Raw genomic sequence first — 20488 nt, forward strand, 5'->3', positions numbered from 1 at the left:
ATTTATTGTCTTTTTTTAAAGATTTACTCTTTCCGAGATGTTGTATCTTGTTTCGTTTGTTCTAGATTGTACCATTATTTCGCCAAGAAAACCTGCTAAAAATAGTTGCGTTCCAAGTATCATTGCCGTTAAGGATATATAGAACTGTGGTCTATCTGTAATTAATCTTCCTGTTGTATTTATAAATAGTTTATCTATTCCTAAGTACATGGCAAAGCTAAAACCTATTATGAACATAAGCACGCCTAGAGCACCAAAAAGATGCATGGGTCTTTTTCCAAATTTGGAAACAAACCAGATAGTAATTAAGTCTAAAAAGCCATTGATAAATCGTTCCATACCAAATTTTGTTTTACCATACTTTCTTGCTTGGTGAGTAACAATCTTTTCTCCAATATTAGAAAAACCTGCATTTTTGGCTAAAACAGGAATGTACCGATGCATTTCGCCAGAAACTTTTATGTTTTTTATGACTTGGTTTTTATAAGCTTTTAAGCCGCAATTAAAATCGTGTAGTTTTACACCAGAAGTTCTTCTAGCAGCCCAATTAAACAATTTAGATGGTATGTTTTTTGCGATGACAGAATCGTACCTTTTTTTCTTCCAACCAGAAATAAGGTCGTATCCTTCTGTTTTAATAAGTTGAAATAATTCAGGTATCTCTTCAGGGCTATCTTGTAAATCGGCGTCCATAGTAATAATAACTTCGCCATTTGCAGCTTTGAACCCTGCATGAAGAGCCTGAGATTTTCCGTAATTTTTAAAGAAACGAATTCCTTTAACATTCGAATTGGCGTCAGAAATACTTTTTATGATATCCCATGATGTATCTGTACTACCATCATCTACAAAAATGATTTCATATAAAAAATGATTGGATTGCATAACAGTAACAATCCAATCATGAAGTTCTTTTAGCGATTCTTCTTCGTTAAGTAGTGGTATTATAATAGATAATTGCATTCGCTATTTTAAAAATCTATTCAAAAATACGAACTTAGTTCAGAATTTCTTCTTTTTTCATCGCTAATGCAGGAATTAATGAAAAAACAAAGCCTATTACAATACTAAATAATAATCCAAATAGGATTTGCATAGTGGGAGTACTGAATTTTTTACCCATTTCTAACTGCGAATCTATTTGCTCCGAAGTTAATTTTGTATTCGCCATTAATTCCGACTTTTGAAACTCAAGAGCCTTGTCCATCATATCTGGATCAATAACAGAAACCATTAATAAATTAAATAGTATCCCAATAATACCCCCGATTAAAGCGATACCAACCCCAACCTTTAGACCCTGTCCAAAAGTCATATAAGTATTGTTAGCTTTTTTAAATTGAAGCATACCAATAATAATTGCAGCTAATGTTAAAACCATGCTTATAATACCGACCATCATACCTCCTTTATAGTGTAAGTCAGCTGAGTATAGCATTAAGGCGAAAATAACGCTAACAGCACCAAGAATAAGGCCATATGTTAAAGCAAAGGAGCTAGTTTTAATTTTGTTTTCTTCCATTTTATTCTGTTTTTTTGGTTGTTATTTGTATTAGTAGCCTTCTTTAATTTTTTGTTACAAATAAAGGTATAATAATTTATTTCTATTTTTTTAAGTTTTAAGATTGTCATTTTCCGAAAAATAACTAAATTTGCAGCTCTTTAAGAGAAAAGTATTTAAAGTTATAAGTGATGAGAAAAGGTATACACCCAGAAAATTATAGATTAGTAGCGTTCAAAGACATGTCTAATGATGAAGTGTTTTTAACAAAATCTACTGCAGATACAAAAGAAACTTTAGAGGTAGATGGCGTTGAATATCCTTTGATTAAATTGGAAATTTCAAGAACGTCTCATCCATTCTATACTGGTAAAGCTAAGTTATTAGATACGGCTGGTCGTATTGATAAGTTTAAGAATAAGTATAAGAAATTTAATAAAGAAGAGAAGAAAGAGGAATAGCATATTTCACTTTAATAATATACTAACGCCCTCGATAATAACTTTATCGAGGGCGTTTATTTTTTAATTTTATTAAAATAAGGTTTAAATGAATTATATTCTTTTTGATGGTACAGTAAGAAATGCATTATTGCCTTTTACGTTTACTAGGCCAGTGGCAGATATTAGAGTCGGAATTCTTACTATTAGAGAAAAGTGGGAAAAGTATTTAAGAACAACCACCACTACAATTACAGAAGATTATTTAAGTGTTAAATATCCTATGGTAGAAATGGAGGAGAATATTCTTTTGAATAGTTCTTTTCTTCCAACCAAAGAATTGGTTTTGTTAATAGAAGACTTAAAAGAAAATGAAGCTATTTTTTATGGAGAAGAAGTAGTTGCCTTTTTTACTACGGATTCTCAAGAAAAGGTAGATTTGTCATCTTATAAACCCATAGATTTTCAAGGAGAATTACTGAGGATAGAAAATACGTGGGATATTTTTTCTAAAAATGAAGCGGCCATAATTGCCGATTTTAAATTTTTAACGGAAGGAAGAAAAAGTCAGCCCATATCAAAGACCAATAATCTTATTTGCTCAGAGAATATTTTTTTAGAAGAAGGTGCTCAGGTAGAGTATAGCATACTAAATGCTACCGATGGACCAATTTATATTGGGAAAGATGCGCAAATATGGGAAGGAAGTTTAGTTCGTGGACCTTTAGCTTTATGCAATAATGCAACTGTTAAATTAGGGGCCAAAATTTATGGTGGCACTACTGTTGGTCCATATAGTAAAGTGGGTGGAGAGGTTAGTAATTCGGTTATATTTGGGTACTCTAGTAAAGGTCATGACGGTTTTTTAGGTAATTCTGTGTTAGGAGAATGGTGTAATTTAGGAGCAGATACCAATAATTCTAATCTTAAAAATAATTATGCCAAAGTAAAACTTTGGAGTTATGAGCAAGAAAAATTTCAGGAAACGGGCTTGCAGTTTTGCGGTTTAATGATGGGGGATCATAGTAAAACAGCTATAAATACCATGTTTAACACGGGAACTGTAATAGGTGTAAATACAAATGTTTATGTTCCTGGATTTCCAAGAAATTTTGTCCCAAGCTTTAGTTGGGGAGGTGCAACTGGGTTCACTACCTATGCTACAAAAAAAGCCTTTGAGGTAGCTAAAGTAGTTATGGATAGGAGGAGTGTTGAGTTTAATGATGTTGAAGCCGATATTTTAACAGCGGTATTTGAGCTTACTAAAAAATGGCGTAAATAGTTATAGATGAAAAAAAAGGTAGCATTCTACACTTTGGGCTGTAAATTAAATTTTTCTGAAACTTCTACTATTGCTAGAGATTTTGAGAAAGAAGGATTTGATCGTGTTGATTTTAAAGAGGAAGCAGATATGTACGTTATAAATACATGTTCTGTTACGGAGAATGCTGATAAAAAATTTAAAACGATAGTAAAACAAGCGCAAAAAGCAAACCCTAATGCTTTTGTTGCTGCTGTAGGTTGTTATGCGCAATTAAAACCTGAGGAGTTGGTTGCCGTGGATGGAGTAGATTTAGTTTTAGGGGCTACTGAGAAATTTAAAATAACGGACTATATAAATGACCTTACTAAAAATGATTATGGAGAGGTGCACTCCTGTGAAATAGAGGATGCAGATTTTTATGTAGGAAGTTATGCTATAGGAGATAGAACAAGGGCATTTTTAAAGGTGCAAGACGGTTGTGATTATAAATGTACTTATTGTACTATTCCTTTAGCTAGAGGAATATCAAGAAGTGATTCTGTGGCTAATGTGTTAAAAAATGCTACAGAAATATCGGCAAAAGGAATAAAAGAAATAGTGCTTACAGGTGTTAATATAGGGGATTATGGAAAAGGAGAGTTTGGGAATAAAAAACATGAACATACTTTTTTTGATTTAGTACAGGCACTCGATAAAGTAGAAGGAATTCATAGGCTTCGAATCTCGTCAATTGAACCTAATCTTCTTAAAAATGAAACTATTGATTTTGTGTCTCGTAGTAATTCTTTTGTACCTCATTTTCATATTCCATTACAGAGTGGGAGTGATGCTTTGTTGAAATTAATGAAGCGACGTTACCTCACCAATCTTTATATCGACAGAATTTCTAAAATAAAATCGATGATGCCTCACGCTTGTATTGGTGTGGATGTAATAGTCGGTTTTCCTGGGGAAACAGAAGAGTTGTTTTTAGAAACGTATAATTTTTTAGCAAACCTGGATATTTCTTATTTGCACGTATTTACTTATTCTGAAAGAGAAAATACCGAGGCTGCAATAATGCCAGGGGTTGTTTCTAAGGAAGTAAGGCATAAAAGAAGTAAAATGCTAAGAGGGTTATCTGTAAAAAAGCGTAGAGCTTTTTATGAGAGTCAAATAGGAGAGAGTCTGACGGTGTTATTTGAAGGAGAGAATAAAGAAGGGTATATTCATGGCTTTACAGAGAATTACGTAAAAGTAAAGGCTCCTTGGAATCCGGAATTAGTAAATACCTTGCAAACTGTTACTTTAACAGAGATTGATGTGGATGGGCTAGTTCGTTTTAATTTTACGTCTGAAAAATATACAGCATAAAAAATCCCAATAGATGAAATTTCTATTGGGATTACTTTTTTTAAAAGACGAGGATTAGATTCTGATTCCTACAGGAAGCATTTCTTTGTACTGTCTATTTTTTCTTAAGAAACCTGCTATTTGGGGGCTAGTAGGGACAACTCTTAAGTTTTTTTCTTGAATAAGGTGTAAAACAGATTTTATGAAATCCTCTTTAAAACCTTCTTTAGTAACTTCTTCTGGGATAATTAATTTAGTTAAAAACACTTTTCGTTCTTGAGAAGAGTACTCAATTTTTGCTAAATGTCCTTCAATGGTAGTTTCAAACTGACGTAAAAAACTATTATCATTAATTTCTACTTCATTCATATAGATTAGATTTTAATATTAAATCAGAAAGTTACAATGCTCTCAAATTGTAATTTTCAATACATTTACAAAACGAAATGCTATTTTACGGAGGAAAAAAATAACACAAGACTCAAAAATAGTGAAAAAAAAGCTAATAACCTAGTTTATAGGATACTCTGCGGTATATGAAAGAATCTTTAATTCCTGTTTATTTAATGCCAGGAATGGCAGCAAATCCAAGTATATTTAAAAATATTGATTTACCTAAAACTCACTTCGAGGTGTATTGGTTAGAATGGTTTATTCCTGAAAAGGGAATGAGTTTAGAAGACTATGCTCTTGCTATGTGTTCTAAGGTAACACATGCAAACCCTGTTTTATTGGGAGTTTCTTTTGGAGGTATGCTTGTGCAGGAGATGGCTAAACATATAGTTTGTAGAAAAGTTATCGTGGTTTCTAGCGTAAAAAGTAAAGCAGAGTTACCGAAAAGAATGTTGTTTGCAAAATATACCAAGGTGCATAAGGTACTGCCTACGGGTTTGGTTAATAATGTAGAATTGTTAGCAAAGTATGCCTTTGGAGAAACAGCGACTAAACGCGTGGCTTTATATGAAGAATACCTTTCTGTTAGGGATAAACGTTATATAGATTGGGCAATTGACCAAATTGTAAATTGGAATCCAATAAAGAGTCCTGAAGGTTTAATACATATTCATGGAGATAAGGACCCTGTTTTTCCTATACACTATATAAAAAAATGTATTCCCGTAAAAAATGGAACGCATACTATGATAATACATAGAGCAAAATGGTTTAATGAGCGACTGCCTGCAATTATTTTGGAATAAGAAAGTTCTATTAATACCTTTGGGTAATAAATATATATGATAGGTTATGAAGATTATAAAGAATATATTAATGTTTTTAGGAGTAGTTTTTGTTGTTAGCACATTAATTTTTGCGGTACAAGACGAAAGTAAAATAGAAGAGACTAAAAAAATCATTAGTGAAGAGCCAGAGACTCATGTTGCATCTGAATATAGAATAAAGGCTATTGATATACCTGCGGATTTAAATTTTGCAGGAGAACCTGTTCCGCAAGAAGATCCTGAAATTTTAGAACGCGTAGATCGCGAGTTTTTGGTAAATACCTATTGGCAATCTAATGCTTTGCTATTAATGAAAAGAGCGAACAAATATTTTCCAGTAATTGAACCTATTTTAGCTAAAAATGGAATTCCGGATGATTTTAAATACTTAGCGGTTGCAGAAAGTGCGCTTACTAATGTAGTTTCTCATGCAGGGGCTACTGGTTTTTGGCAGATTATGAAGGGAACAGGTAAGGAATATGGTTTGGAAATTAACTCTAATGTAGATGAAAGGTATCATCTAGAGAAATCTACACAAGTAGCTTGTAACTATTTAAATAGATGGTATAAGAAATATGGTAGTTGGACGCTTACAGCTGCTGCTTATAATGCAGGACCTGGTGCAATTAATAAATATTTAGGTATCCAAAAGGTAGATGGTTATTATGATTTGTTATTGGGGCAGGAAACTGGTAGATATGTATTTAGAATAATGGCTATTAAAGAAATATTATCTAATCCTGATAAATACGGGTTTGATATTAAAAAGGAAGACATGTACAAGGCTATACCTACTTTTAAAGTAGAGTTAGAGGAGCCAGTAACTAACTTCGCAAATTTTGCAGCCAAGTACGAAATTAATTATAAGATTTTAAAACGTCATAATCCTTGGTTAAGGGAAGCTCATTTAAATAATGCTTCTCGTAAAAAGTATGTTTTGGAGATTCCTAATAAAGGATATTATAAGACCAAGTAGATGTGTTTAAGCAGGTACAAAACAATAAAGGCTCCCAGTGGGAGCCTTTATTGTTTTATATAAAAGGAAACTAAACTAGATTTTTTTCATTTGCTGCTGCATCATTTTTATCTGATCTTTTAGCATACTATTCTTATCTAATTTTTTTGCTTCACTCAATAACATAGTAGCTTCTCTTTTTCTTCTTTTTTGCATTGCAATACCAGCGAGGCTTAGTTTAGCCATTGCTAAATCATAATCCATGGTTAAACCTAATTTTATTGCTTTTTTAAAGAACTTTTCCGCTTTAGTTAAGTTGGTTTGCGAATTTATTATTCCATGTAAATAGTTAAAGTAACCTTGTTGTTTTACTGTAAGAGCTGCTTCAGGATTTTTAATTTTAGAAAGCCATTTTTCGGTCCCAGCTAAATCTTGTTTTCGCATTCTTAAAAAAGACAATAGTATAATTTCATTTCTAAAATATAGAAAAATGAAAATAGAGGAAAGTAAAATAAGGGAAATTCCGTTCCCTATATTTCCTTCAATAAATTGGTAAACAGCGTAAGCTATTATTAAAGCGGCAATTACAAGTTTAAGATTTTTGTTGAACATTTTTTATTGTATTAATTCGTAGGTTATTGTAGATTTTATTGTGGTAGGTATTTCTTGATCAGACATTTGAACCATGGTAGAAACTCCTTTGGTATCTCCTTCAACAGTCATTTTTATGAGCACTCCATTGTTTGGATTAGCGGTAATAAGTGTACTTTGCGTACCTGTAAGGTTCATAGTGGTTGCTGGTTCGGTAATGTTCATTACAACATCTGCGGTCCCAGTTATAGTGGTTGTGTCCTTAGTGAGGTTTTTTAAAGTCCAAGTGTTGGTGGTACTAAGTTTTCCTTCATATTTATTTTCCCAAGAATCGCCAATATTTGTTTCTACTGTAGGGTAAATAAAAGTCATTTGCTCGTAACTTTTTGAAAGAGCATCGGAACCGAATTCTTTTTCTAATGATTTTTTCATCATATTTTTAGAAAAATCATCTTCTAGCCCAGATGCCTTCGTCATTCTAGTTACTAGACTATCTCCTCCGGTAACTTCCAAGATATCTCCGGTTTTGGCTAAAATCATTTTAACTGGGGTGTTTAAAAGACTATGAAATATTTTAGATTGCATATCACCTTCTTTTATCTCTTTAGCTTGTACATTCATTAATTCTCCTTGAATGCTTGAAGATATTTTTAAATTTAAATCTTTAAAAACCATAGATAATTCATAGTTATTACCTACCATGTTTTCCACAGTAAATTCTAAAATACCACTAATCTCATTGGTTAAAACATGCGATGCACCATCCAATTCTTGTGTTATTATTTGTTGGGCGTCTTGTTTTATAGTAAATACGTAATTTTTTTCAAGGTGGTACCCTAATTTATTTTGCCCTAGTAAACTAGTACTAAACAGCGATAAAGTGAGGAGCAGGGCAAGGTGTTTCATTATAAAATGCTTTTGAAAAAAATTATTCTGGCAAAAGTAATAAAAACAATCCTAAATATTTTTTTAATTAGATTTGTCAAAGCAAAAACTCTTTGTATATTTGCGCCCATATTTTACGGTTAGGACCGTGATTTTGAAAATAACAAAAAGGATTAAAAAATGCCGGGACAAAAAAGAACATATCAGCCATCAAAGCGTAAGAGAAAGAATAAACATGGTTTCAGAGAGCGTATGGCTTCTGTAAATGGAAGAAAAGTTCTTGCTCGAAGAAGAGCTAAAGGAAGAAAGAAGTTGACTGTTTCATCTGAGACAAGACATAAGAAATAATGATTTTATTATTTTAAAAATATTAAGGTGTTACTTTTTTAAGAGTAGCACCTTTTTTTTGACCAAATTTTAGATATACATATAAAGTAGTACCATGCCAAAAAGAGAAGATTTAAAATGCATTTTATTAATTGGTTCTGGCCCAATAGTTATAGGGCAGGCCTGTGAGTTCGATTATGCTGGTTCCCAGTCCTTACGTTCACTTCGTGACGATGGAATTGAAACTGTTTTAATTAATAGTAACCCAGCAACAATTATGACAGATCCGTCTATGGCAGATCATGTTTATTTAAAACCACTTACTACAAAGTCTATTATCGAAATTTTAAAGAAGCATCCCAATATTGATGCAGTTTTACCTACAATGGGAGGGCAAACGGCTTTAAATTTATGTATCGAGGCGGATGAAAAAGGAATATGGGAAGATTTCAATGTAGAGCTTATTGGAGTAGATATAGACGCTATTAATATAACGGAAGATAGAGAGCAATTTCGCGAATTAATGCTTAAAATAGGGGTTGGTATGGCTCCGCAAGCAACGGCAACTTCTTTTTTAAAAGGAAAAGAAATAGCACAAGAATTTGGTTTTCCTTTAGTAATTAGAGCTTCTTATACCCTAGGTGGAGCAGGAGCTTCTATTGTATATAAGCCAGAGGATTTTGATGAGTTGCTTAGTGTTGGTTTAGAAGTATCGCCAATTCATGAGGTAATGATAGATAAAGCCCTGATGGGGTGGAAGGAGTACGAGTTAGAATTATTGAGAGATAAAAATGATAACGTAGTTATTATTTGCGCTATAGAGAATATGGATCCAATGGGAATTCATACAGGAGATTCTATTACAGTGGCTCCGGCTATGACACTATCGGATAAGACTTATCAAAAAATGCGTGATATGGCTATACATATGATGCGTAGTATTGGAGATTTTGCAGGAGGTTGTAATGTGCAATTTGCGGTAAGTCCAGACGAAAATGAAGATATTATAGCTATAGAAATTAATCCAAGAGTATCGCGTTCTTCTGCTTTAGCATCAAAAGCAACAGGTTATCCTATTGCTAAAATAGCAACTAAATTAGCTATAGGATATAATTTAAATGAATTGGATAATCAAATAACAAAATCTACTTCTGCTTTATTTGAGCCTACTTTAGATTATGTTATTGTAAAAATACCTCGTTGGAATTTTGATAAATTTGAAGGTTCTGACCGTACTTTAGGCTTGCAGATGAAATCTGTTGGAGAAGTTATGGGTATTGGGCGCTCTTTCCAAGAAGCATTACATAAAGCAACTCAGTCTTTAGAAATTAAAAGAAATGGTTTAGGGGCAGATGGTAAAGGTTATAGAGATTACGAAAAGATAATAAGTAAACTAACTATTCCTAGTTGGGACAGGGTATTTGTTATTTACGATGCTATTCAGATTGGAATTCCATTAAGTAGAATCCATGAAATCACAAAGATAGATATGTGGTTCTTAAAGCAATATGAAGAGCTGCACTTTTTAGAAAAAGAAATATCTACATATACTATAGCATCTTTAACCAAAGATTTAATGTTGGAGGCAAAACAAAAAGGTTTTGCAGACAGACAAATAGCACATATGCTAGATTGCTATGAAAGTGAAGTGTATAATAAGAGAGTAGAAATGAATATTAATAGGGTTTACAAACTTGTAGATACCTGTGCGGCTGAGTTTAAAGCTATGACTCCTTATTATTACTCTACATTTGAAGCAGAAATAGAAACGCCATTAGGGGAGCGCTATGTAGCTAATGATAGTGAGGTTACGGATAAAAAGAAAATTGTAGTACTTGGTTCAGGACCAAATAGAATTGGACAAGGGATAGAGTTCGACTATTGTTGTGTTCACGGCGTTTTAGCTGCTGCAGAATGTGGTTATGAAACTATTATGATTAACTGTAATCCAGAAACAGTTTCTACCGATTTTGATACTGCAGATAAGTTGTATTTTGAGCCGGTATTTTGGGAGCATATTTATGATATAATTCGTCATGAGAAACCAGAAGGTGTTATAGTTCAGTTAGGTGGGCAAACCGCTTTAAAATTAGCTGAGAAATTAGAGAAATACGGTGTAAAAATTATTGGAACTAGCTTTAATGCTTTAGATTTAGCAGAGGACAGAGGGCGTTTCTCTGATTTGCTAACCGATTTAAAAATACCATTCCCTAAATTCGGAATTGCAGAAACAGCTGATGAAGCTTCTACCTTAGCAGATGATTTAGATTTTCCGTTATTAATTAGGCCATCTTATGTATTAGGTGGGCAAGGAATGAAAATTGTAATTAACAAAGAAGAGTTAGAGGAGCATGTTGTTAATTTATTAAAATCTATTCCAGGAAATAAACTGCTATTAGATCATTATTTAGATGGAGCGATAGAGGCAGAAGCAGATGCTATTTGCGATGGGGAAGATGTTTATATTATTGGTATAATGGAGCATATAGAGCCTTGTGGTGTGCATTCCGGGGATAGTAACTCTACATTACCTCCCTTTAATTTAGGAGAGTTTGTAATGCAGCAAATAAAAGACCATACTAAAAAAATTGCTTTGGCATTGAATACAGTAGGGCTTATTAATATTCAGTTTGCTATTAAAGATGATACAGTTTATATAATAGAGGCTAACCCAAGAGCATCTAGGACAGTTCCTTTTATTGCAAAAGCATATAAAGAACCTTATGTTAATTTTGCTACTAAGGTGATGATAGGGGATAAGAAATTGAAAGATTTTAACTTTAATCCTCAATTAGAAGGGTATGCAATTAAACAACCTGTATTCTCTTTTAATAAATTCCCGAATGTAAATAAGAACTTAGGGCCAGAAATGAAGAGTACTGGAGAAAGCATCTTGTTTATTGATAGTTTAAAAGATGATGAGTTTTACAACCTTTATTCTAGAAGAAAGATGTACTTGTCAAAATAAATAAAGTAGATTTAAATCAAAAAATCCAAGTTTCAATTTTGAAACTTGGATTTTTTTTATCAATTAAACCATACGGCGTAGCCTTGTCGCCTTAGTTCTAAAGCTAAATTTTCTTCTATTATTAGAGCTTCTTTTCGCGTTATTACCGGGTCGATGTGCTGAAACAAGCTACCACGGAGATATAGTCCGTATTTCTGTACAATGTTTGCAGAAAGTTTATATCCTTTTTTATTAACGTATCCGGTTTTGTGTTGCTCAAAACGCTCTTTTGGTGTTTTACTTGTTATGCCTACATACAAACATTCTAAAACCCCATTAAACTGTGGGTTTGCTTCTCGAAACTTTCGGTTTTCAGTGAAGACCTTTTTAGAAAGTTCTATAACATAAACATGATATATAGTTTTTGGCATAATCCTAAATCTTAGAAAGATTAGGATGTAAAAATATTCTTTACTGCACTTTAAAGCAAAAAATAATAAACATCTAGTTTTCCGAACAATCTATTTCATCTCGTTCTTCTCTAGCGGATTTAAGTTCACTATCAAAATCAGATATTCCTGCATAACAATTATCTAGGTCTTCTAAAGAATTTAAATAATTACTTAAAGCCGATTTGTAGGTGTTACAATTTTCTACTGTCGGGTTTTTATTATAATTTTGAGAAGCATTAGAAAACGCCTCTAAATCATCAGTTATATCGCGAGCCCAACTTCCAGTAGCACATTTAAGCGGATTTTTTGAACACTGCGTTAAAAGTGACAGTAGGAGAACAGAAAGTACTGCGGTTAAAATTGATTTGGTTTTACGAGTATATAATTGTTTCATTTTAATGTTTTGAGATGGTTTAGCATGATGAAATTGGTTTTTTAAACTTATTTTAAAACAACTTCAACGCGGCGGTTTAGTGCTCTGCCTTCTTCTGTACTATTAATTGCGAGTGGCGAAAGCTGACCTACGCCATGAGCAGATATTTGGTCTTTTTTTACGCCATATTTTGAAGTCAATGTTTCTAAAACTGCTAAAGCTCTTTTTTCGGAAAGAGTTTGGTTTGTTGGTAATGCCCCTACATTGTCTGTATGACCAACTATATAATATTTCTGATTAGGATTTCCTTTTAAATAGGTAGAGAGTGTTTCTATAATTGCATAGGATTCAAGTGTTAAATCGGCGCTTCCAAAATCAAACAAAATATTATGAAAGACTTCTTTTCCTTCATTCTTTATTTTTTCTTCAATTGATGCTGCAGAAACTTGTCCTGTTTCCATATCTTCTTGTTCTACAATCTGGGTCATTACAAAAATATTATCCTTTAATCCCTCCCAAGAAGATCTATTGTAATGTATGAATAATGCTAAAGTGTACATTTTTCCATCTTTTTTACCTTTAGCTACAAAAAACGCATCATCGCTATCTATATTACTATTATGATGAGTCATTGCAAACTTAAAATAGCTTTTAGGTTTTTGGTATTGGTATTCTGTAATATAGGACACATCGGCTAAGGATTTATAGGCATTTTGAATTCTATACGAACCAGAAATATTCTTTCTGCCAAAAGCAGAATATATTATTTCAAAACCCCCATGTTTTAAGGCTAATTCATAGTTTTTTTGCACTTCAAGAGTAGTAGCTCTAGAAGAATTTTCAATACCGTAAATGATATTAACTACCTTACCTTCCTCTGTTATTTCTTTTGGTGCTCCTTGGTTAGAATTTATTTTTGAAATAGGAAAAGTAACGGAATTAAATTTCGATTCTGTATATACTACTATACAGCTGTTATTGTACTTCTCTATAAGAGGATGGTTTATTGCTCCTTCTACATCTGGGCAGATGGAACGTTCTTGTGAAAAGCCTAAAAATGTTGCTAAGGATAAAATAATTGAAAAAATAATCTTCATAGATGATTTAGTTTTTATATAATTACATATTCTCGAGAACCTTCGTCATGAGTTTAGTCATCTCCTCTGTACTGTAATTACATGGTTCTGTAAGGAAATGATCTTTAAAATATATTACAGTAACGCTTACAATAACGTTTTTATATTGTATTACTATTGATTTTCTGTAGTTGGCGTAATTTCCTTCAATGATATAACCGTTATGGTCTCCAATATTAATTTCAGAATAAAAAATTAGATCATCTGCATCTGCATCACTTTGGGCTTTTTCATTTCTAAAATCAAAATTACCTATAGTAATACTAGTAGATTCATAGGATAAAAAACCTACAGCGGTTGCAACTTCCGTAATTTCATTTAAAGGTGGTATTATATAGTTACAAACAGTTCCATTGCCATCAATGGTGGAGTCAAATATATTTACTAACTCCGTATCAATAGTGCAATAATTAGTATAATTTCCTTGGTCAAAAAAATTAGTACAATTGTAATAATCTTCAGATTCAATCTCTTTTTCCGATTGATCATCATTGTTTGTGCTACAAGAAATAAATGAGAATAGTAAAATAGGTAATAGTAGTGCGGACTTCATGAATTAATTTGTTTTGCGCAAAACTATTATAAAATGTAGCGAACCTAGTGTAACGGAGAGAGTTGTTTTTGCATGATGTTGCGTCATTTCTCGAATTGACCTTTTGTAATTAACCGATAACTAGTTGCTTAAGGTGGTAATGAATTTAAATGGTGTTTGGTTATATTTTGTTATGAAAGCTCTTTCAAAACTCTTTTTGGAACCAAAACCGCACTCTTTAGCAATCTCTTCAATCTTATAATTTCTAAATTGGTGGTCATTTAAAAGACGATCATGAGCAAATTCAATTCTTAAGTCATTCAAAAAAACGGTAAAGGACTTTTTGTATTTATCATTAATATATTCACTTAAATAGCGCTCAGATTTTATATCATATTTTGTACAAAAAGATTTTCTGCTAATATTGGCCTTTAAAAATTGTTGTTTAGATTTTAGCGTTTCAATGGCACTATCTATTTTTTCGATTTCACTGTTATTTATGACAATCTTCTTGGTTGGTGATTTTTTAGAGTTTTTACGTTTAGTATTAAAATAAAAAGCTATAAATATAAAAATTACTGAAAGACCACCGATAATATAATTCTTTTTGATTCTAGCAGATTTGGCATTTGCCAGTTCTCTATCTTTTTCAATAGTATACATATCTCTATATTTCTCTACAGAAAAGCTTAAAGAATCATCTTTGGCCTCATTATATATTTTATGATAGGTATTGGCTTTTTCTTGCTTGCCTAATTTTTCGTAAACTACAATAAGTTTTTTTGCTGCGACCTTAATTTGTTCAGGATCTTTTGTTTCAAAAGTAAGTTTTAAAAATTTTTCGAAATATATACTTGCTTCATTAAGCGAGTCTTGTTTTATTAAACAGTCTCCTATCATAGAATAGGCATAACTTCTGGTGTTTAAAAAACTAGTGGTATCCTTAATGGTTTTAATATTTTGTTGTTTACATATTTCATAGTTCTTTTTAAAAAAACTATAAACCATAGAAACGTGATCCGTTATCTTACTATTTAGATTATTGTTCTTCGTAATTTTATACGCCTTAGTAAGTTGCTTTTCTGCAGAGATAGAATCGTTTAAATCCACATGAAGTTCTGATAGCAATAGGTATGTTTGAACTTTTAAAGAAGGAGAATCACCATAATTAACAACTAGATTAAAGTATTCTATAGATTTCTTATAATCTTTTATCGCGGAGTAAATACAACCTATTAAAAAATTAAAATTAACTTTTTCATTTTCGTTTTCTATGTTATCTATAGAACTAAAAGCATGCTGTAAAGCTTCTTCATAGGAAGATTGCATAAATAGAACTTTTACTAGTTGATAGTTAAGTTTATTCTTATAATTTATATGGTTTTTATCAGCTAAATTAGCTTTAATATATGTTTTAGCGGAGTCTAATTTTACCTGCGATATGTAATAATTTATTTTTTGCTGAATAGTGTCCTGACTAGTAACGGAACTAGTCAATAGACTTATAAGGATAATACATAAAAAATGTTGGCATTTTGGAGTCATAATGTAAATAAAGGGGGAGGTATTTTTACTACCAATCCGTATGGAATATTCCTGGCTTATCTACTCTCTCGTAGGTATGCGACCCAAAATGATCTCTTTGCGCTTGTATTAAATTTAAAGGTAAACGGTTAGAGGTATACGCATCAAAATAAGTTAAAGAATTAGAAAGACCAGGAACTGGAATTCCATTCGTAGCGGCGTAAGCCACTAATTTTCTTGCTGAGCCTACAGTTTCTTGTACCTTAGTAATAAAAGAGGGAGAAAGTAATAAATTAGGTAATTGGCTATCTTCATTAAAAGCTTCCGTAATATCTGCTAACAACCCCGCTCTAATAATGCAACCTGCACGCCATATTTTAGCTATTTCCGCAATGTTTAAATTATAGCCATACTCTTTCGAAGCATCTGCAAGTTGATGTAGTCCTTGCGCATAGGTAATAATAAATGCAAAGTACAGAGCTTCTTCCGCTAGCTTTTCCAGTTCCTTTTTGTTCATATGAGTTATAGCAGGACGGCTATAGAGATTATCTGCATGTACGCGCTCTTCTTTTAAAGCAGAAATTTCTCGCATACTAACGGCAATGTCAATAGAAGGTACAGGAATGCCTAAATCCATGGCATTTTGGCTAGTCCATTTCCCAGTTCCTTTTTGCTTGGCTTTATCCAATATTTTATCTACAAGATCACCATCTGTAATTTCATCTTTTTGTTTAAAAATTTCTGAAGTTATTTCTACTAAAAATGATTGTAACCTACCAGTATTCCACGAGCTATAGGTTTGGTGCAATTCTTTATTATTAAAATCGCCGCCTTTTTTTAATAAATCATATATTTCAGAAGTAAGTTGCATTAGTCCATATTCAATACCATTATGCACCATTTTTACGTAATTACCTGCGGATTTTGGACCTAAATATGCCACGCACGGCTCCCCCTGGTATTTTGCAGAAACAGCCTCGAAAATAGGTTTTACATGTTGGTAAGCTTCTCTGTTACCGCCAGGCATAATACTTGGCCCTAAACGAGCTCCTTTTGCGCCGCCCGAAACTCCAGAGCCAAAAAAGTGTATTCCTTTTTCCGCTAAATATGCTTCCCTACGATCAGTATCTGTAAAAAAAGAATTTCCGCCATCAATGATAATGTCTTCTTTATCTAAAAGAGGTAGTAAGCCATCTATAACAGCATCTACAATTTTTCCGGCAGGAACCAGTAACATAACTTTTCTTGGCTTTGATAGAGCTTTAATGAAGGTAGCGGCATCCGAAGAAGCGTCTATTATTGTATTAGGGTTAACTGCACCTTCTTCCTTAAGCGCTAATACTTTTTCAGTATCTAAGTCATGGCCAAAAGCAGAAAAGCCGTTATCCGCCACGTTTAGTATAAAATTGCGTCCCATAACTCCTAGTCCTACTAATCCAAAATCGTATGCTTTTTCCATTTTATTCTATTCTAAGGCTTGTAATTTTTATTTAATGGTGTTCACTCTTCAGATGAAAAGCAAATCAAAAGTAAGAGAAAAAAATTAGTTTTAGAATTATTTACATTTTTGAAACTATATGGAGAAAGTTGTTTTAAATAGGTATTTATTGCATCTATTTTAATAAGCATTATGCCTTATTACGGAATAATGTTTATTTTTCGCAATCAAATATAATAGTAGCCTTAAGGAGTAGTTTTGGCTATTTATGAACCATAAAAAATAGTCTGAATTTAGATTATGAATGATACAAAAAATCAAATGCTCATTATTTTTGGAGCTTCTGGAGACTTAACGGCAAGAAAATTAGTGCCTGCACTTTTTAATCTTTTTAGAGATAGTCATGTGCCAGAAAATTTCGTTGTGTTAGGAGTTAGTAGAAGTAATTTAACAGACATAGAATTTAGAGAAAAAGTTGTTTTAGAGAGTGAATACCTGAAAGAAAAAGTTACGGTTAAAGATTATGGGCTAATTGATACATTTTCTAAAAAGATTTACTACGAGGATCTAGGGGAAAATTATGATACAAATTACGAGAAATTGGCTAAAAAAATATCAGACCTTAATTCAGCGTATAATACAGAGGAAAACTATATCTTTTATTTGTCTACTCCGCCTAATTTATTTGAAGCTATTTCTAAGAATTTGGCAAATCAGAACCTTAATGATGAAACTCAAGGTTTTAAACGCTTAATTGTGGAAAAGCCTTTTGGTTATAATTTAGAAAGTGCGCAAAAGTTAAATAAAGGAATTCAAAATTATTTTAAGGAATCTCAGATATATCGAATAGATCATTATTTAGGAAAGGAAACAGTACAAAATTTACTAGTTACTCGTTTTGCTAATAGCATCTTTGAACCTCTATGGAATAGAAATTATATAGATTATATTGAGATTACCAATGCAGAAAAAGTAGGAGTAGGTGTACGGGGAGGTTATTATGATAATTCTGGAGCTTTGCGAGATATGTTTCAAAATCATTTATTACAAATAGTTTCTTTAATTGTAATGGAACCACCAATAGCGGCAAATTCTAGGGAAATACGCAATGAAAAAGTAAAGGCATTACGGTCTTTACGAATAATGCGAGACGAAGAAACCATAAAGCAAAATACTATTAGAGCGCAATATATAAGCTCTAATGTAGGAGGTAAAACGATAAATGGATATAGAGAAGAAGAGGGTGTAAATCCTGAATCTACAACAGAAACATATGCCGCGATTAAATTTTTTGTGGATAATTGGCGTTGGAAAGATGTTCCTTTTTATGTGCGAACGGCAAAAAGAATGCCAACCAAAGTAACAGAAGTAGTTATTCATTTTAAAGCTCCTCATCATCAAATTTTTCAAGATTCTGATGCATTGAATAAAGATAATAAACTAATTATCCGTATTCAGCCAGATGAAGGTATTTTGGTTAAGTTTGGAGTTAAAGTGCCGGGTCAAGGTTTTAAAGTAGAACGTGCTAATTTAGATTTCTATTATTCCGATTTAGAAGAGACCAATGTTATGGAAGCTTATGAGCGGTTGTTGTTAGATGCCATGCAGGGCGATGCTACCCTTTATGCAAGAGCCGATGAAGTGGAAGCTGCTTGGAAATTTGTAGACCCAATTTTAAACTACTGGAAGAACGGAAAGGATGTTCGAATGTATGGTTACTCTGCAGGTGCTTGGGGTCCGGAAAATGCGGATGACCTTATAGATGGCACAGGAATTTGGAGAAACCCGGGAGCTAATTTAGTAGACGATCCTAGCTATTGCGTTATTTGTTAAATGTTTTATATTGAAAAAAAGAATAAAGAATAGAGTTAAGAATGAAATTAAATATATATAATACAAAGGAAGAGGTTGCAATACGGTTTTCCACATATTTTTCTAATTTGATAGGAAAAAAAAAGAATTTACATATTGCGTTATCTGGTGGCAGTACACCAAAAATTGTTTTTGATGAATTGGCAACTAACTTTTTAGAAATAGATTGGAGTGGAGTTCATTTATATTGGGGAGATGAACGCTGTGTATCCCCCTCGGATAATGAAAGCAATTACAAGATGACTGTTTCTCATTTAATTTCTAAAATAAATATACCAGAAGAAAATATACATCGTGTTCTTGGAGAAAATGAACCCCTGAAAGAAGCAGTAAGATACAGTAATTTATTAGATGCTCTTTTGCCTAGAGAAAACAATTTTCCTAAGTTCGATTTGGTTGTTTTAGGCATGGGAGATGACGGGCATACAGCATCGATATTTCCACATGAGATACATTTATGGAATTCAGAGAATAACTGTGAAGTCGCCGTTCATCCAGATTCTGGGCAAAAAAGAATTACTATTACCGGTAAGGTAATAAATAATGCCAAAGAAGTAGTTTTTTTGGTAACAGGAGAAAATAAAAAGGATAAAGTAACCGAAATTTTAAATAAAAACGGCTCATATACAGATTATCCAGCGAGTTTGGTGGCACCAAAATCAGAAAAATTAATATGGTTTTTAGATGTTGATGCCGCTCAAAAAATAGATGTGTAAATTAGTTTAAATCTAATTTTACATTTTCATTATCTAGCAGCTCTAAATGCTCTTCTATTTTAAATTGAGAAGCTTTAAAGCTGCTTTTTCTTTTAATAGCCTGTTCTTTGCGCTTTAAGCTTCTGGAAAAACGACGTATTCCTTGCTCAGAATCAATTATTAATCCAGGAATGTCTACATTTTCTCCCTTAGGCCCTTTGGCTACCATAGTAAAGTAGGAAGAATTGCAGTGTTTTTTAACCCCCGTAGTAATGTTTTCAGATTCTACTCTAACGCCAACAACCATAGAAGTTTTTCCGGTATAATTTACAGAGGCTTTTAGCGTAACTAATTCACCTACTTCAATAGGGTTTAAAAAATCTACTTTGTTTACAGATGCTGTTACGCAATAGTGTTGCGAATGCTTGGAGGCACATGCAAAAGCTATTTGATCCATTAAATTTAAAATATGTCCTCCATGCACTTTTCCACTAAAATTAGAATGTGATGGTAACATTAACTCTGTTATAGAAACTCTAGAGTCTTTAGTGTTTTTATACTTTTTCATGTAATTATTTTTGTGAAGAATGTTATGGCTTTTAATTACCAAAATGTGGTGATTTTTCGGATTCTACTTCCGTAATAAAATACTTCGTATCTCCTAGCCAAAAGAAAGTAGCATAACGCTCAACATATACCAATTTTACATACTTTCCTTGGTATTCTTTTAGCTTTCTAATTACTTCTTTGTCTTTGTCTAATACAGAAAAAGAGAAAATTTGAGCGCCAGAAATTCCTTGGCTAATTTCTCCTTCCCATGTTTTTGCCATTACTCCTTTTCTACTTATTTTTATGAGTTCTCCCGAACGAACACCTTCGCTGTAAGGAACAAAATAAATAAAAGCGTAATAGGCAGCTAATACAACAACAATACTTAGGATAATAAGGCTAATAATCTTTTTCATTTGTAGGTAATTTCTCGTTTGTGTAGTATTTAATTCGTG

At 32.5% G+C, this 20488-nt stretch carries 22 protein-coding genes; 9 read left to right on the plus strand and 13 right to left on the minus strand.

What is annotated here, in order from left to right:
- Nucleotides 1–15 precede the first annotated feature (15 nt).
- Together Q0856_RS04745 and Q0856_RS04750 are read right to left on the minus strand one after the other, a co-directional pair.
- Nucleotides 16–963 carry a glycosyltransferase family 2 protein gene (locus Q0856_RS04745; protein ID WP_298476821.1) on the minus strand — a complete coding sequence of 316 codons (948 nt, stop codon included), beginning with the start codon at nucleotides 961–963 and terminating at the stop codon, nucleotides 16–18.
- A gap of 34 nt (nucleotides 964–997) precedes the next feature.
- On the minus strand, nucleotides 998–1522 hold the full coding sequence (locus tag Q0856_RS04750) for a DUF4199 domain-containing protein (protein ID WP_298503144.1): 525 nt from the start codon (nucleotides 1520–1522) through the stop codon (nucleotides 998–1000).
- A gap of 170 nt (nucleotides 1523–1692) precedes the next feature.
- Here Q0856_RS04750 and Q0856_RS04755 point away from each other — a divergent pair, with 170 nt between their 5' ends.
- From Q0856_RS04755 to mtaB, 3 genes are all read left to right on the plus strand, one after another.
- Complete coding sequence (locus Q0856_RS04755; protein ID WP_298476815.1) at nucleotides 1693–1962, plus strand: type B 50S ribosomal protein L31; 270 nt, start codon at nucleotides 1693–1695, stop codon at nucleotides 1960–1962.
- An 88-nt stretch (nucleotides 1963–2050) separates the two neighbouring features.
- Nucleotides 2051–3223: a GlmU family protein gene (locus Q0856_RS04760; RefSeq protein WP_298503146.1), complete on the plus strand. Its 1173-nt coding sequence runs from the start codon at nucleotides 2051–2053 to the stop codon at nucleotides 3221–3223.
- Between the two features lie 6 nt (nucleotides 3224–3229).
- On the plus strand, nucleotides 3230–4558 hold the full coding sequence (gene mtaB, locus Q0856_RS04765; protein WP_298476809.1) for a tRNA (N(6)-L-threonylcarbamoyladenosine(37)-C(2))-methylthiotransferase MtaB: 1329 nt from the start codon (nucleotides 3230–3232) through the stop codon (nucleotides 4556–4558).
- Between the two features lie 54 nt (nucleotides 4559–4612).
- Here the strand turns inward: mtaB and Q0856_RS04770 are convergent, their stop codons facing one another.
- Nucleotides 4613–4906 carry a GNAT family N-acetyltransferase gene (locus tag Q0856_RS04770; RefSeq protein ID WP_298476806.1) on the minus strand — a complete coding sequence of 98 codons (294 nt, stop codon included), beginning with the start codon at nucleotides 4904–4906 and terminating at the stop codon, nucleotides 4613–4615.
- Between the two features lie 167 nt (nucleotides 4907–5073).
- On the opposite strand from Q0856_RS04770, the gene Q0856_RS04775 reads away from it, so the two are divergent.
- Both Q0856_RS04775 and Q0856_RS04780 read left to right on the plus strand, forming a co-directional pair.
- Nucleotides 5074–5736, plus strand: coding sequence for an alpha/beta hydrolase (locus Q0856_RS04775; RefSeq protein ID WP_298503147.1), 663 nt, complete (start codon nucleotides 5074–5076; stop codon nucleotides 5734–5736).
- Between the two features lie 46 nt (nucleotides 5737–5782).
- The gene (locus Q0856_RS04780; protein ID WP_298503149.1) at nucleotides 5783–6733 is read left to right on the plus strand and encodes a lytic transglycosylase domain-containing protein; all 951 of its coding nucleotides are present in this window, start codon (nucleotides 5783–5785) and stop codon (nucleotides 6731–6733) included.
- A gap of 75 nt (nucleotides 6734–6808) precedes the next feature.
- Here the strand turns inward: Q0856_RS04780 and Q0856_RS04785 are convergent, their stop codons facing one another.
- Both Q0856_RS04785 and Q0856_RS04790 read right to left on the minus strand, forming a co-directional pair.
- Complete coding sequence (locus Q0856_RS04785; RefSeq protein ID WP_298476796.1) at nucleotides 6809–7324, minus strand: DUF2892 domain-containing protein; 516 nt, start codon at nucleotides 7322–7324, stop codon at nucleotides 6809–6811.
- 3 nt (nucleotides 7325–7327) lie between these two features.
- Nucleotides 7328–8209: a DUF6263 family protein gene (locus Q0856_RS04790; RefSeq protein WP_298503151.1), complete on the minus strand. Its 882-nt coding sequence runs from the start codon at nucleotides 8207–8209 to the stop codon at nucleotides 7328–7330.
- A gap of 159 nt (nucleotides 8210–8368) precedes the next feature.
- On the opposite strand from Q0856_RS04790, the gene rpmH reads away from it, so the two are divergent.
- Both rpmH and carB read left to right on the plus strand, forming a co-directional pair.
- Entirely contained in the window at nucleotides 8369–8536 is a 168-nt protein-coding gene (gene rpmH / locus Q0856_RS04795; protein WP_027067351.1) for a 50S ribosomal protein L34, read from the plus strand.
- Nucleotides 8537–8630: 94 nt separating this feature from the next.
- The gene (carB, locus tag Q0856_RS04800; protein ID WP_298503153.1) at nucleotides 8631–11483 is read left to right on the plus strand and encodes a carbamoyl-phosphate synthase large subunit; all 2853 of its coding nucleotides are present in this window, start codon (nucleotides 8631–8633) and stop codon (nucleotides 11481–11483) included.
- Nucleotides 11484–11542: 59 nt separating this feature from the next.
- Here the strand turns inward: carB and Q0856_RS04805 are convergent, their stop codons facing one another.
- From Q0856_RS04805 to gndA, 6 genes are all read right to left on the minus strand, one after another.
- Nucleotides 11543–11893, minus strand: a complete 351-nt coding sequence (locus tag Q0856_RS04805) for a ribose-5-phosphate isomerase (protein WP_298503155.1) — start codon at nucleotides 11891–11893, stop codon at nucleotides 11543–11545.
- A 73-nt stretch (nucleotides 11894–11966) separates the two neighbouring features.
- Nucleotides 11967–12308 carry a hypothetical protein gene (locus Q0856_RS04810; protein ID WP_298503156.1) on the minus strand — a complete coding sequence of 114 codons (342 nt, stop codon included), beginning with the start codon at nucleotides 12306–12308 and terminating at the stop codon, nucleotides 11967–11969.
- 47 nt (nucleotides 12309–12355) lie between these two features.
- A complete protein-coding gene (locus Q0856_RS04815) occupies nucleotides 12356–13384 on the minus strand; it encodes an OmpA family protein (RefSeq protein ID WP_298503158.1) in 1029 nt (342 codons plus the stop codon).
- Between the two features lie 22 nt (nucleotides 13385–13406).
- Nucleotides 13407–13976 carry a hypothetical protein gene (locus Q0856_RS04820; RefSeq protein ID WP_298503159.1) on the minus strand — a complete coding sequence of 190 codons (570 nt, stop codon included), beginning with the start codon at nucleotides 13974–13976 and terminating at the stop codon, nucleotides 13407–13409.
- Nucleotides 13977–14096: 120 nt separating this feature from the next.
- Nucleotides 14097–15500 (minus strand): helix-turn-helix domain-containing protein, encoded by a 1404-nt coding sequence (locus Q0856_RS04825; RefSeq protein ID WP_298503161.1) that lies wholly within the window; start codon nucleotides 15498–15500, stop codon nucleotides 14097–14099.
- Nucleotides 15501–15528: 28 nt separating this feature from the next.
- Entirely contained in the window at nucleotides 15529–16938 is a 1410-nt protein-coding gene (gene gndA, locus Q0856_RS04830; RefSeq protein ID WP_298503164.1) for an NADP-dependent phosphogluconate dehydrogenase, read from the minus strand.
- Between the two features lie 279 nt (nucleotides 16939–17217).
- Between gndA and zwf the strand changes: the two genes are divergently transcribed.
- On the plus strand, nucleotides 17218–18750 hold the full coding sequence (zwf, locus tag Q0856_RS04835) for a glucose-6-phosphate dehydrogenase (RefSeq protein WP_298503165.1): 1533 nt from the start codon (nucleotides 17218–17220) through the stop codon (nucleotides 18748–18750).
- Nucleotides 18751–18791: 41 nt separating this feature from the next.
- The gene (gene pgl / locus Q0856_RS04840) at nucleotides 18792–19505 is read left to right on the plus strand and encodes a 6-phosphogluconolactonase (RefSeq protein WP_298503167.1); all 714 of its coding nucleotides are present in this window, start codon (nucleotides 18792–18794) and stop codon (nucleotides 19503–19505) included.
- 1 nt (nucleotide 19506) lies between these two features.
- Here pgl and Q0856_RS04845 read toward each other — a convergent pair whose 3' ends face one another.
- Together Q0856_RS04845 and Q0856_RS04850 are read right to left on the minus strand one after the other, a co-directional pair.
- The gene (locus tag Q0856_RS04845) at nucleotides 19507–20052 is read right to left on the minus strand and encodes an acyl-CoA thioesterase (protein WP_298503170.1); all 546 of its coding nucleotides are present in this window, start codon (nucleotides 20050–20052) and stop codon (nucleotides 19507–19509) included.
- Between the two features lie 31 nt (nucleotides 20053–20083).
- Entirely contained in the window at nucleotides 20084–20449 is a 366-nt protein-coding gene (locus Q0856_RS04850; RefSeq protein ID WP_298503173.1) for a 6-phosphogluconate dehydrogenase, read from the minus strand.
- Nucleotides 20450–20488: the final 39 nt, after the last annotated feature.

It is taken from the genome of uncultured Maribacter sp. (assembly GCF_947496775.1).
In the GTDB taxonomy this organism is placed as follows: domain Bacteria; phylum Bacteroidota; class Bacteroidia; order Flavobacteriales; family Flavobacteriaceae; genus Maribacter_B.